This is a genomic window from Parabacteroides sp. ZJ-118, from assembly GCF_011038785.1.
GTDB lineage: Bacteria > Bacteroidota > Bacteroidia > Bacteroidales > Tannerellaceae > Parabacteroides.
Map to the genome: position 1 here is coordinate 1 of NZ_JAAKDT010000028.1, position 13,910 is coordinate 13,910.

Consider the following 13,910-nt stretch of genomic DNA (forward strand, 5'->3'; position numbering starts at 1 on the left):
ATGGCACGAGGGATCCACCTCTTCCCATTCCGAACAGAGAAGTTAAGCCTCGTCACGCCGATGGTACTGCGTAACAGTGGGAGAGTAGGTAGCCGCCGTCTTGAGTGAAGGCGATAGCCGGAAGAGAGGGGAGTCAATCCGAAAGGGTTGACTCCCTTTTTGGGTATATATCCTCTCTGTCTTTTTCTATTTTTAAGTGTACTTCGTTGTTCGGATGGATAAGAAATTGTAATTTTGCGCCATTTGTAATAGCTAAGAACCTCATATGGATACTGAAAAGAAAGAGAATAAAGAAGTAAATAAACTTTCGCTGCTTATCGTAGCGGTTGTAGTATTAGTACTGATTATTGCTGGCGCTGGTTATTATATTTATCATCAAAAGCAGCAAATGACTGATTTGGTGGAAGCTTTTGATCTGGAGAAAGAATCTTTGGAGGATGAATATAATGAGTTGTCTCTTCAATATGAAGGTTATAAGTTTAGCGTAGGCAATGATTCTCTCGTCGCTCTATTATCTACGGAGCAAGCGAAGGTGCAGCGTTTATTGGAAGAGTTGCGTACGGTAAAGGCCACGAATGCCAAGGAAATAGCTCGCTTGAAAAAGGAATTGGATACTTTACGTAAAATCATGCGTAACTATGTTGTCCAGATTGATTCCTTGAATCGTGAGAATGAGCAATTGAAGGTTGAGAAGAAGGAAGCTGTCCAGAAATATCAGAGGGCTACTTCACAGGCAGCTACCTTGAAAAAGGAAAAAGAGAAATTGACGGAAAGAGTAACGTTAGCGAGTCGTTTGGATGCGACGGATATTAACGTGACTCCTGTTAACTCCCGTGGTAAATTGGCTAAGCGTATTAAGAAGATGCAGCAATTCGTCGTGACGTTCAAGATCGCGAAGAATATTACCGCCCCTGTCGGTGAAAAGATGGTATATGTACGGATCATGAAACCAGATGACGATATACTGGTGAAAAGCCGTGCGGATGTATTCGCTTTTGAGGGAAAGGAAATCAATTATTCTATGAAGAAAATGATAGAATATGAAGGTGAGGAGGTAGCTGTGACCCTGTACTGGAATATCGAGGAATTCTTATCTCCGGGTACTTACCGCGTGGATATTTTCTCAGACGGTAATTTGATTGGGCAGAAGAAATTCACCTTGGATGATTAACCCTGAAATTATCTCCCTTTGATTTGTACGGGCGAGTCGTGCCGTAAGTTGAGGAAACGCACCCTTTATTGAATGAGTTCAATTTTATAGTTGCTTTAAACCTATACTTTTGTGTGGGTTTTTATATTTTTGTCGCATAGGGAATAGGATGGCAGTATATAGGTAGGTTAAAACGATATAAAGATGAAGAGAACGATCTTACTATTAACATTTGTAGTCACGGTGAGCTGCATGCACGCTCAGCGAATGTTGACCTTGGAAGAGTGTCGGAATCTGGCGATCCGGAACAATAAGGAGCTACAAATCTCTGGCGAAAAGATTAAGATGGCGGATAATGAGAAAAAAGCCGCTTTTACCAAGTACTTTCCCCAATTATCGGCAAACGGTGCCTATATGTGGAACCAGAAGGATATAAACTTACTGGATATGGGCGCTTTATCCTCATCCTTGAGTTCTTCTTTAGGAGGCTTGGCTCAATTACCGATGATCCAACATTTGATGAGTGGGGTGAACGATATGCAACATTTGGATGTACAGAATATCTGGGTGGGCAATATATTGTTGGTACAGCCTGTATTCATGGGAGGGAAGATCGTTAATTATAATCAGATCACGAAGTTCGCCAAGCAGCTAGCGGAGTCAATGAATAATTTGCGGTTGCAGGACCTGATTTATAAGACAGACGAGACTTATTGGCAAGTCATATCTTTGGTGAATAAGAAGAAATTGGCAGATGCTTATGTGGATTTGCTCCGTAAGATGGATAGTGATGTGACCGCTATGATCCAAGAGGGAATCTTAACCGAGGCGGATGGTCTTTCCGTCAAGGTGAAACTGAATGAGGCGGAGATGGCGCAGACTAAGGTTGAGAATGGCCTGGCGTTAACCCGAATGCTTTTAGCGCAAATTTGTGGCTTGTCCTTGGAGGAGGATTTATCGCTCGCGGACGAGAAACTGGATAATTTCCCGGTAGAGACAACACAAGCCTCGGCCGATTTGAATGAGGCCCTCATGAATCGGAATGAACTGAGAAGTCTGGATCTGGCGGCGAAAATCTATAAGCGAAAAGAACGTATCGTTTTGGCGGAAATGTTGCCCAATGTCGCTTTAGCGGCGAATTACTTCGTCACGAATCCGAATGTCTTTAATGGCTTTAAAAATGATTTCGCGGGTATGTTTAATGTTGGAGTTCTGGTAAAGGTCCCCTTGTCCGGTTGGTGGGAAGGTACTTATAAGCGTAACTCGGCGAAAGCGGAAACTCGCATAAAAACATTGGAATGGCAGGATGCCCGTGAGAAGATTGAGTTGCAGGTTCATCAATCCGTTTATAAGGTGAATGAGGCGGGTAAAAAATGGATCGCTTCTTCCCGTAATATGGAAAAAGCGGAAGAGAACTTGCGGCGTGCGAATCTCGGTTTTGAGGAAGGGGTTATTCCGGCTTTGAACTTGATGGAGGCACAGGCTGCGTGGGTCTCTGCTCGCTCTGGTTTGATTGACGCTCAGATCGAGGTGAAATTGGCAGAGGTTTACCTGAGCAAGGCTTTGGGTAAACTGTCCGTGAAAGAGAAAGAGTAATAACAAATAAAAATATACACAGAGATGAACGAGAACAAGAAGTTTTCTATCAGTAACATGATGTTAGCTTTTATCACGGTATTGGTCGTGATCGGATTGGTAGCCTTGGCGGGTTTCTTCCTGCTTACACCGCCGGATGATATTATAATGGGGCAGGCCGAGGCCACCCAAGTTCGTATCTCCGGTAAGGTTCCCGGACGTATCGCTTCCTATCGTTTTGGCGAGGGTGATCGGGTAAAAGCAGGGGATACGTTAGTCTTTTTAGATACGCCCGAGGTCCTGGCGAAACTGAAACAAGCGGAGGCGGCTCGCACGGCGGCGGAAGCACAGAACGCGAAAGCGATTAAAGGTGCCCGTGAGCAGGAAATCACGGCCGCGTATGAGATGTGGCAAAAGGCGCGAGCCGGATTGATTATCGCCAAGAAATCGTTCGATCGTATCCAGAATTTATATGAGAAAGGGGTGATGTCCGCTCAAAAGAGAGACGAGGTGGAGGCCAATTATAATGCGATGGTGGCGACGGAGAAGGCTGCCCGTTCTCAATATGAGATGGCAAAGGAGGGTGCCCGTAAGGAAGATAAGGCCGCTGCGGCCGCTATGGTCCAACGTGCGGAGGGCGCTATCGCCGAAGTGGAGTCGTATGTGGGCGAGAGCGCCTTGGTGGCTCCGATTGACGGGGAGGTCTCCGAAAAGTTTCCGGAAGTCGGCGAGTTGGTGGGTACAGGTGCCCCGATCATGAGTATCTCTGATTTAGATGATATGTGGATAACTTTCAGTATTCGAGAGGATCTGTTGAGAGACATCCGGATTGGCTCGGAAGTGAATGCTTTCATTCCGGCGTTGGGGGATCAACCGGTGAGACTGAAAGTGTATTATATGAAGGATATGGGCTCGTATGCCGCATGGAAGGCGACAAAGACAAACGGGCAATATGACTCGAAAACTTTCGAGGTGCGTGCCCGTCCGTTAGAGAAAGTCGCTGATCTTCGTCCGGGGATGTCTGTGATCTTAAAGAAAAAAGGAAAAGAGATCTATGACCGATAAAGGCAGTTTGCGTAGAATCTGGCTTATTGCGAGGCGTGAGGCGCACCGGCTGGCGGCTCAGCCGATTTACCTCTTTTGTATGCTGATCGCTCCGGCTATCTGTGTCATTTTCTTTGTGTCGTTGATGCGTGAGGGATTGCCGACCGATCTGCCGATCGCGGTGGTAGATAGAGACAACTCCACTGCTTCACGCGATTTGATTCGCCAGCTGGATGCCTTTGAGCAGACGAAGGTATCTATGAAAACCCGTTCGTTTACCGAGGCTCGCCAGGAAATGCAGAAGGGGAATGTATATGGAATCTTTTACATCCCGTCCGATTTCGCCGCGGACGCCACGTCGGGAAAGCAACCTCGGTTGTCTTTCTATACGAATGGTAGCTATTTGATCGCCGCTTCCCTGCTGTTCCGGGATCTGAAAACGATGTCGGTATTGGCGGGAGCCGCCGTGGGTTTACGGACCGGACAAGCGAAAGGATATACCGAGGCGCAGATCATGGGGCAGCTGCAACCGATCGTGATCGATACGCATCCGATTGGCAATCCGTGGTTGAATTACTCGGTTTATTTGAATAATACGCTTTTGCCGGGTATCATCCAGCTGATGGTGTTTTTGGTGACCGTATTCAGTATCGGTACGGAAATTAAGTATTCGACCTCCCGTAAATGGTTGGAGATGGGAGGAAACTCCATCGCTGTCAGTCTGTTGGGAAAGTTATTGCCACAGACGGCTGTTTTTACGGTCGTAGGCTTTATGTATTGCGCGGTGTTGTACGGATTTAATTCTTTCCCATTAAATAGCGGTTGGTTCCCGATGCTTTGGGCGATGTTCTTGCTGATTATCTCCTCCCAGGCGGTAGGCGTATTCATGATTGGCGTATTACCGACGCTCCGTTTGGGGCTTAGCTTCGCCAGCCTGTTCGGGATGATCTCGTTCTCGATTGTCGGATTCTCGTTTCCGGTACAAGGCATGGATCCTACGTTGCGAGCGTTGGCTTGTTTGTTTCCCCTGCGGCATTATTTCTTGATTTATGTCGATCAAGCCTTGAACGGGCGGGCGCTGTTTTATACGTTGGGCGAGTACGCTTGGTTGTCGGGATTCCTGATCTTGCCGTTCCTTATCGGGCGGAACTTGAAGAGGGCGTTGTCGGATTTCGAATATCTACCGTAAAAACTGTGTGTGATGAGAAGAGAACATCGTTTAAGATATATCCTGAAGGAGGGCCTTCCAGATCTGTTTTATATTTGGAGGGATGAGTTGGAAAACGTGTTTAAAGACGCGGGGGTCCTGATTTTCTTTTTCCTGGTGCCTCTTGTCTATCCGTTGCTTTACTCGTTTATATATACGAACGAGGTCGTGCGCGAGGCGAGGATGGTGGTGGTAGACCCCTGTGATTCCTATTTGAGCCGCGAGTTTACCCGACGTGTTAACGCCACGCCGGACGTGGAAGTAGTGGCTGTTTGCCCGGATATGGCGGAAGCCAAGAAGATGCTGGACGAGAAGAGGGCCTATGGAATTTTGCTCTTTCCTCCGGATTATAGCAAGGACTTGCATGAAGGGCGACAGACCACCGTCTCGTTGTATTGCGATATGAGCGCCTTGTTGTTCTATAAGGCTTTCCTTTTGGCGGCGACAGAGGTGTCGTTGGAGATGGGCAAAGAGCTTCGGGTGCGTAATCACCCGTCGTCTACGGATAAAATGGATCAGATCACGGTAGACCCGATCCCGTATGAATCGGTAGCGTTGTTTAATTCCCAGAATGGCTTTGCCGGTTTCTTGGTGCCGGCTATCTTGATCTTGGTATTGCAACAGACCTTGCTATTGGGTATCGGGATGTTGGGCGGAACGGCACGGGAACGGAACCGTTTCCATAGCCTGGTGCCTGTCTGCCGGCGTTTTAACGGGATCTTGCCTATCGTGTTCGGTAAGTCGCTGACCTATCTTTCGCTGTATGCGGTGGTTTGCGTCTGGGTATTGGCGATTGTTCCCCGATTGTTCTCCTTGCCCCAGGTTGGTGAGCCGCTGACCCTTCTAGGGTTCTTGCTGCCTTACCTGTTCGCCTGTATTTTTATGTCTATGACGCTGTCGGGATTTATGACGAGTCGCGAGTCGCCTATGTTGGTGTTCGTTTTCACCTCTGTCGTCTTGTTGTTTATCTCGGGTGTCTCCTGGCCGGAGGCGGCGATTCCTCCGTTTTGGAAAGCGGTAGGTTATTTGTTTCCCTCCACTCCGGGTATCCAGGGATTTATCCGTATCAATACGTCCGGCGCTTCCTTGCGTGAGGTGGCGCATGAATACGGGGTGTTATGGGCGCAAGCGGGCGTCTATTTTATCTTGGCTTGTATCGTATACCGTTATCAGATCCTGCGCAGCCGTAAGATGATCCTGCGGCGATACCGGTCTATGAAGGTGCGCCGGATGTCGCGATAAAGTGGATAACCGCTCTGTTACGGGTGTCGTAACAGAGCGGTTATGCGGAGAGGGTAGACGCATGATCAGATCTTAACCTTCGGTTTGTACATGTCCTCGGCGGTCAGGCCGCATTCTTTCATCATGCGGATACTGTAAGACAGATCGCTGACGTTGGGTGTCACGTTGTTGCTCCCAAACGTGAATTTAACGCCGGCGGCTTTCGCTTTCAGGATGATCGCTTTATTGGGGATATTGTATAGTTCGTTGATCTCCAGTGCTTTCCCGCTTTTTGCCAATGCCTCGACGAAACGATTCATGCGAGCCTCGGTCCAGAACTCATCAAAACGCTTATCCATCGGAGATGGCAAGAAGCAAGGATTTACGTAGATATCTACCGGCTCTTCCAGCACGGAGCAGATACGATCCACGATCATGTCCATATACTGCTCCTCATTCTCGATCCAAGTCTCTTCCGGAATCCATAGGCGGGTACGGCGGCCTTTATGGTCATTGAACGTCAAAGCGTCCGTAAACACATAGTCGAACTCCTTAATTGTCTCGGGAGAGAACGTGCTGAGCCATTCGCGTCCTTCCGCTTGCATACCCAGGATGAAAGGCTGTGAGCGCATCTCGTTCAGGTAATCCATGACTTGACGGTCGTTCGTGATCGGGAAACCGATGCCGCAGTTGGGCGCGATCGTATAATTGATACCGGTCTTGCGTGATTGCTTGGCGGCGACTTCCTTGGTTAACCCACCCTTTAAGTGCACGTGATAATCCAATACAGGGAAATCCGATTGGTGCAATTTAATGATCTCGTCATTTTGCTCATCGTTCGCCTCCGCCAGTTGCGCATTGATATCGATCGCGGATTCCTCGATTACGTTCACGGCGATATGCTTGACCTGGATCTCACCGCTACCCTCACTCTCCAGGGCGAATGTCCCTTCCGATAATAAGGCATGGGCGTTGGCGTCCGTACGATATGGTGCGGCCGGCTGGATATACTCCACGACTGGCTCGCCGTTTATAGTTACGTCGATCTCCTGACCGGCCACCCGGATATTCATCGTGAACCATTGATCTTCTTTCACGAAGCTTTTGGTCAAATTCCGCACGGAGACAAGACTGCCTGTCATTTTCCACCACACCTTATCCGTCCAGTCGTTATTGATAGCGATACGATATCCTTTCTTCAGCGCCGGGTCGGTATGAAACCAGACGGCTCCTTTGCCTCCCGGAGTAGTACGTAGCTCGAGGGCCAAGTCGAAGTTCTTGTATTTACCATTTTTCAGTACGGCCAGCGCGTCCGCACCTTTCAAGGTCATCATCTCCTCTTGAACGGAGACATCGCCGGTCGTTTTCCATTTGTTACTATCTTTGCCATCGAATAAAGTGCCACTGCCGGAAACACTACAGGCTGTGGTCAGGACAAAGAGAAGGCCCATCGCCAGAATTGATAATTTTTTCATGAGATAAATGATTTAAGTAATAATACATCCCCCAAAGATAACGAAAATTAAAATACGATGTTATTTTTGAAGATTTTAACTTCCATGACGATATAAACCTAAGAATATAGTCTTACTTTTGTAAAAATTCTCAATCAAACTTAATTAATAGTATTATGCAGAACAGACGTAATTTTTTGAAGCAAGCCTCTTTGATGCTTGCGGGTGGGTTGGTAGCCCCGCAGTTATTATCCTCTTGTGGCGGTAAGTCAGGACAAGCTGCCGCTGGGACTGAAGCGGCTAAGAAACATATCGGACTTCAGTTATATTCCTTGCGCGATGATATCAATGATTTGGGTATCCAAAAGGTATTGGATATTGTATCAAAGATGGGATATGTAAACTTGGAGACCGCTGGATATAGTGATGACGGAAAGATTTACGGCGTTGATCCTTCTGAGTTCAAGAAGATGTGTAACGACTTGGGTATGAAACCGACAAGTGCTCACCTCTCTCATTTTATGAGCGATGATATGAACAAGGACTTGTCTTGGTGGAATACAGCCATCGAAGCTCATAAGAAAGCGGGTATGAAATATATGGTTATGCCGGTATCTCCGATTAACGAGAAGGCATCCTTGGATGATTTGAAGAAATACTTTGGTGATTATTTCTATCAGATTGGCTTGGCGGCCGCTGGAGCTGGTATCAAGTTTGGCTATCATAACCATGACTATGAGTTCAAGCAGATAGGAGGACAGACTATTTATGACTTGATGTTGGAAAACTCCAGCCCGGATCATGTGATGTTCGAGATGGACGTATATTGGGTAATGCGCGGAGGCCAGAATCCTGTTGAATACTTGAAGAAATATCCGAACCGTTTCCCGATTCTTCATATCAAGGACGAGAAAGCTATCGGCGCGAGCGGCCAAATGGATTTCAAGCCTATCTTCGAGCAGGCTTATGCGAATGGAATGAAAGATTGGTACGTGGAGGTTGAGCGTTATGATGGCACTCCTCAGGAAGATGTCCAAAAGAGCTATGATTTCTTGAATAAGGCTGATTATGTGAAATAATCCGTCCGGTGATAAAAGAGAGAGGCTACTTGATTATCGGGTAGCCTCTCTTTTATTCTCTTAGTCGGCATACTCCTTTAATCGGGTGGATTTCGCGAGCGCCATGATTCGTCTCCAATCGTTCGCCAGGCTTTTCATATCCGGATATAGTAAATCCGCTCCGGCATCCAATAATATCTGATCGGGGAGAGGTCCGGTGTTTACAGCTATCGTAAAGATCTCGGCCGCCACGGCGGCTTCTACTCCCAGGGGAGCGTTTTCCACGACAAAAGCCTCGTTGGGCTTTGCGTCCGCTTTTCGAAGTCCCATCAAATAAGGTTCGGGATGGGGCTTGCCGTATCTCACGTCGAAAGCCGTAACCATCTTCTCCCGGTTGAAATGTCCCGGATAGGTATGGTTTAGCTTATCGATCAAGCTATGTTGGCCGGAACCGGTCACAACCAATCGCCGCAGCTGGGATGCTTCCACTTCTTTTAGCACCTCCGCGGCACCGGTCATAGGGGTACCGTCATTATAGGTGTTGAATAGATCTGCCTTCTCTTTATAGATCGCTTGTCGCTCTTCGACGGTAGCGTCTCGTTGGAGAGTGCGTTGGTAGAGCTCGTTGATCGTACTTTCTCCGGTACGTCCTTCAAACATATAAAAGTCTTCCAGCCGAGAGGTTAGCTGATGGAGGGTGGCTACCTCATACCATGCCTGTGCATGAAAACGCATAGAGTCATATAATACACCATCCATATCAAAAAGAACCGCTTTAGGAGAAAGGGATTCCTGCCTGTGTTTACGCAAATATCGGATAATCGCTTCTTGAATCATGTTATTACCTCCTTAAAAACCAATAACTACTCCGCGTGTCTCGATCTGATACAAGGCCGGGAGCGATTTACTCAAAGAATGAAATGAGTAATAAAAAAACAATTCAAACAAAAAAACGGTTCTCTCGCAATGAGAAAACCGTTCTTTTAGAGATCATACGTATTATAAACGTACTTTGATCGCCTCGCTTTCTTTTTCGTATCCCGGCTTATTCAACAGGGCGAACATATTCTTCTTATAAGCCTCAACACCCGGTTGATTGAAAGGATTCACACCTAGCATATAACCGCTTATACCGCAAGCTTTCTCGAAGAAATAGAACAACTGACCGATATAGAACGCGCTTACTTTCGGCATCGTAACCTTGATATTCGGAACGCCACCGTCCACGTGAGCCAACTGAGTACCTAATTCAGCCATCTTGTTTACCTCGTCTACGTGCTTGCCTGCCAAGAAGTTCAATCCATCCAAATCGGCCTCGTCTGTAGGAACCAACACGCTGTGATCTGTAGCTTCCACGGAGATAACCGTTTCGAAAATCGTACGTTCACCGTCTTGAATCCATTGCCCCATGGAATGCAAATCGGTTGTCAAATCTACGGATGCGGGGAAAATACCCTTACCGTCTTTCCCTTCGCTCTCTCCGTAAAGCTGTTTCCACCATTCCGCGATATAGTGCAACCTCGGATGGAAGTTGGCCAAGATCTCAATCTTTTTACCGCTCTTATATAGCTCATTACGAGTAGCGGCATAGATAGCGGCCATATTGTCAGCGAAAGGAACGCTTGCGTCTGTGGCTTTTTCCATGGAAACTGCTCCGGCAACTAAGTCGCGGATACTGATACCTGCTACGGCGATCGGAAGCAAACCTACCGGGGTCAAGACAGAGAAACGTCCGCCCACGTTATCCGGGATGATGAACGTCTTGTAACCTTCTTGATCTGCCAAGGTACGCAAAGCGCCTCTCTTGGCGTCCGTGATCGCTACGATACGATGTTTCGCCTCTTCCTTGCCAACCGCGTCTTCCAATTGTTTCTTCAAGATACGGAAAGCCAAGGCAGGCTCTGTAGTCGTACCCGACTTGGAGATATTGATAATACCGAATTGCTTACCTTTCAAGACTTCGCTTAGCTCATAAAGATAATCCTCTCCGATATTGTGTCCGGCGTATACCATAACCGGGTTTTTACGGTCGTTTTGCAACCAGTCGAAGCTATTGTTTAACGCCTCTACTACCGCTTTGGTGCCCAAATAGCTACCACCGATACCAATGGCTACGACTACCTCACATGTGGAACGAAGCACATTCGCCGTATTCTCGATGTCGGCCAACTCCGCGTCCGTAATAGAAGAGGGGAGATGCAACCAACCCAAGAAGTCGTTACCTGCTCCGTTACCGTTGTGCAATGTGGCAATACATTCCATTGCCTTGGCCTCTTGAGCGTAAACCTGTTCTTTAGATACAGCGCCCAGTGCCTTGTCGATGTTTAAACTGATGTTTTTCATATGCGATTTTATTTAAACGTTTCCGTTAATTGACGAATGACCGTTATCGGCGATTTTTTCTCGTACAATATATCATAAACAGCGTCCAATATCGGCATGTTCACTTTATAGTTCTCGTTGATCTCGTGCATACACTTGGTCCCATAATATCCCTCGGCGATCATTTCCATCTCCAGTTGCGCTGTCTTCACGGAATATCCCTTACCGATCATGGTTCCGAAGGTACGGTTACGGCTGAACCGGGAATAAGCGGTAACCAGCAGATCGCCCAGATAGACAGAGTCGGTGATATCCCGCTCCAGCCCGTGTACGGCATCCACGAAATTACGCATCTCCTCGATAGCGTTCGAGATAAATACGGCTTGGAAGTTATCGCCATATTTCATTCCATGGCAAATACCGGCGGCGATAGCGTATACGTTCTTCAGTACGGCGGCGTATTCGATACCGGTCACATCCTTACAGAAGGAATTCTTTAAGTATTGATTCTTGAAAACGGGGGATATCGTACGGACCTTCTCAATGTCGGAACAAGCCAACGTAATGTATGAGAGCCGTTCCAGAGCGATCTCTTCCGCATGACAGGGACCCCCGATAACCGCTATGTTTTCTGTCGGGACCTTGTAATACTCCGCGAAGTAATCCGTGATCAACATATTCTCATCCGGTACGATACCCTTGATCGCCGAGATGATAAACTTGCCTTTCAAAGAGGTCTTCACCTTCTTCAAGTGTTGTTTCAAGAAAGGGGAAGGCGTAGCGAAGATCAGGGTATCCGAGTCCTTGATCGCTTGGTTGATATTGGAGTAAAAGTTTATCTTGTTCGTGTCGAATTTCACGGCGGTGAGGTAACACGGGTTGTGTCCCAACTGCTTGAACTCCTCGATACGATCGGGCCTACGCATGTACCAGTTGATACTGTCTTGAGTTGAAAGTACGATCTTGGCCAAGGCGGTAGCCCAGCTACCACCTCCCATTATCGCGATTTTTCCGGGCAAATCCATCGTATCACGCTTTTATTCTCCTACATGGGCTATCCAAGCTTCTATTTCCTGGGCCGTAGGATTTTGCAGTTCCAACTTATATTTCTTATTAAGCTCACAGAGATCTTGTCTTAATTTGTTCGCGTTCGCGTCTTTCAGCGAGTCAACCGTCAGGTAGCCGGCTTTCTGCAAAGCGGGAACCCACTCCTCTGAAATACCCAAGGCTATGTATTTGTCGGCGTTATCTCTCTTTACGGTTTTCTCCGGACGCATTTGCGGGAAAAGCAATACCTCTTGGATCGTTGTCTGTCCGGTCATCAACATAACCAGACGGTCGATACCGATACCGATACCCGACGTAGGAGGCATACCGAATTGAAGGGCGCGTAAGAAATCCTGGTCGATGAACATCGCCTCGTCATCCCCTTTCTCGCTTAAGCGCAATTGCTCCTTGAAACGTTCCTCTTGGTCGATCGGATCGTTCAACTCGCTGTAAGCGTTCGCTAATTCCTTTCCGTTTACCATCAACTCGAAGCGTTCGGTCAGTCCCGGTTTGCTACGGTGCATCTTGGTCAGCGGACTCATCTCAACCGGATAGTCGATGATGAAGGTCGGCTGGATAAACGTACCCTCGCAAAACTCCCCGAAGATCTCGTCGATCAATTTACCTTTACCCATCGTCTCGTCGATCTCCATCTTCAATTCCTCGCAGATCGCACGGATCTCGTCCTCGCTCTTACCTTCCAGATCGTACCCTGTCTTTTCCTTGATCGCCTCTAGGATCGGCAAACGGCGGAAAGGGGCCTTGAAACTGATTGTCTTACCATCGATCGTGCTCTCGCTCGTACCGTTCACGGCGATGCAGATACGTTCCAGCAGTTTTTCGGTGAAGCTCATCATCCAATTATAGTCCTTGTATTGAACATAAAGCTCCATACAGGTGAACTCCGGGTTGTGCGTACGGTCCATACCCTCGTTGCGGAAGTTCTTACCGATCTCGTATACACCCTCGAATCCACCGACGATCAACCGTTTCAGATACAACTCGGTAGCGATACGTAAATACAGATCGATATCCAAGGAGTTATGATGTGTGATGAACGGACGCGCGCTGGCTCCTCCGGCGATAGATTGCAGGATCGGAGTCTCCACCTCCGTGTATCCGGCCTCATCCAAAGCGGTACGCATGGTCTTGATGATAGCCGCACGTTTCATGAAAATATCTTTTACACCCTCGTTGACTATCAAATCCACGTAACGCTGGCGATAGCGAAGCTCCGGGTCATTGAAACCGTCATAAGCGACACCGTCCTTATATTTGACGACCGGTAGCGGACGAAGTGATTTAGACAGAACTGTCAATTCTTGCGCATGAACGGAAATCTCTCCCATCTGAGTACGGAAAACGAATCCCTTGATCCCGACGAAATCACCGATATCCAGTAATTTCTTGAAAACGACATTGTATGTGTCTTTATTCTCGTCCGGACAGATATCGTCACGAGAGATATAGACCTGTATTCTGCCCTCAGAATCCTGCAGCTCCATGAAAGAGGCCTTTCCCATGATACGACGGCTCATGATACGGCCGGCGATACGTACCGGGCGTGGCTCCGCGTCGTCTTTGAATGTCTCTTTTATTTCTTTGGAAAATGCGTTCGTTACATACTCAGCTGCGGGATAAGGCTCTATCCCCATCTGACGCAACTGCTCCATGCTATTACGTCTTATTATTTCCTGTTCACTCAGTTCTAATAGATTCATTATGCTATTATTTTGTATAATACGGCGCAAAACTACAAAATATTTCTGATTTATGCTGACTTATGTGGTAAAAGGTTGAGGCAAGCCATGCAAAAAGGACAACTGAAATAT

The 13,910-nt window shown here is 47.5% G+C and carries 11 protein-coding genes and 1 rRNA gene; 7 read left to right on the forward strand and 5 right to left on the reverse strand.

Annotated elements, in window-relative coordinates; all coding sequences use genetic code 11:
- The 6 genes from rrf to G7Y39_RS08770 form a co-directional block, all read left to right on the forward strand.
- A 5S ribosomal RNA gene (gene rrf, locus G7Y39_RS08745) occupies window positions 1–101 on the forward strand; the annotation flags it as partial.
- A gap of 164 nt (window positions 102–265) precedes the next feature.
- Window positions 266–1,171 (forward strand): hypothetical protein, encoded by a 906-nt coding sequence (locus G7Y39_RS08750; protein WP_165156994.1) that lies wholly within the window; start codon window positions 266–268, stop codon window positions 1,169–1,171.
- Between the two features lie 183 nt (window positions 1,172–1,354).
- Window positions 1,355–2,746, forward strand: coding sequence for a TolC family protein (locus tag G7Y39_RS08755; protein ID WP_165156996.1), 1,392 nt, complete (start codon window positions 1,355–1,357; stop codon window positions 2,744–2,746).
- Window positions 2,747–2,770: 24 nt separating this feature from the next.
- Window positions 2,771–3,790, forward strand: coding sequence for an HlyD family secretion protein (locus G7Y39_RS08760; RefSeq protein ID WP_165156998.1), 1,020 nt, complete (start codon window positions 2,771–2,773; stop codon window positions 3,788–3,790).
- Window positions 3,780–4,958: an ABC transporter permease gene (locus tag G7Y39_RS08765; protein WP_165157000.1), complete on the forward strand. Its 1,179-nt coding sequence runs from the start codon at window positions 3,780–3,782 to the stop codon at window positions 4,956–4,958. Before G7Y39_RS08760 ends, G7Y39_RS08765 begins: the two co-directional genes overlap by 11 nt.
- A gap of 12 nt (window positions 4,959–4,970) precedes the next feature.
- On the forward strand, window positions 4,971–6,218 hold the full coding sequence (locus G7Y39_RS08770) for an ABC transporter permease (protein ID WP_165157002.1): 1,248 nt from the start codon (window positions 4,971–4,973) through the stop codon (window positions 6,216–6,218).
- Window positions 6,219–6,283: 65 nt separating this feature from the next.
- Here the strand turns inward: G7Y39_RS08770 and G7Y39_RS08775 are convergent, their stop codons facing one another.
- Window positions 6,284–7,672 carry a DUF1080 domain-containing protein gene (locus tag G7Y39_RS08775; protein WP_165157004.1) on the reverse strand — a complete coding sequence of 463 codons (1,389 nt, stop codon included), beginning with the start codon at window positions 7,670–7,672 and terminating at the stop codon, window positions 6,284–6,286.
- A gap of 155 nt (window positions 7,673–7,827) precedes the next feature.
- Between G7Y39_RS08775 and G7Y39_RS08780 the strand changes: the two genes are divergently transcribed.
- Window positions 7,828–8,730, forward strand: coding sequence for a sugar phosphate isomerase/epimerase (locus G7Y39_RS08780; RefSeq protein WP_165157006.1), 903 nt, complete (start codon window positions 7,828–7,830; stop codon window positions 8,728–8,730).
- A 60-nt stretch (window positions 8,731–8,790) separates the two neighbouring features.
- On the opposite strand, the gene G7Y39_RS08785 is transcribed toward G7Y39_RS08780, so the two are convergent.
- The 4 genes from G7Y39_RS08785 to lysS form a co-directional block, all read right to left on the reverse strand.
- Complete coding sequence (locus G7Y39_RS08785; protein ID WP_165157008.1) at window positions 8,791–9,546, reverse strand: HAD hydrolase-like protein; 756 nt, start codon at window positions 9,544–9,546, stop codon at window positions 8,791–8,793.
- Window positions 9,547–9,708: 162 nt separating this feature from the next.
- Complete coding sequence (locus G7Y39_RS08790; RefSeq protein WP_165157010.1) at window positions 9,709–11,052, reverse strand: glucose-6-phosphate isomerase; 1,344 nt, start codon at window positions 11,050–11,052, stop codon at window positions 9,709–9,711.
- An 8-nt stretch (window positions 11,053–11,060) separates the two neighbouring features.
- Complete coding sequence (locus G7Y39_RS08795; RefSeq protein WP_165157012.1) at window positions 11,061–12,056, reverse strand: NAD(P)H-dependent glycerol-3-phosphate dehydrogenase; 996 nt, start codon at window positions 12,054–12,056, stop codon at window positions 11,061–11,063.
- Between the two features lie 12 nt (window positions 12,057–12,068).
- A complete protein-coding gene (lysS, locus tag G7Y39_RS08800) occupies window positions 12,069–13,799 on the reverse strand; it encodes a lysine--tRNA ligase (RefSeq protein ID WP_165157014.1) in 1,731 nt (576 codons plus the stop codon).
- Window positions 13,800–13,910 lie beyond the last annotated feature (111 nt).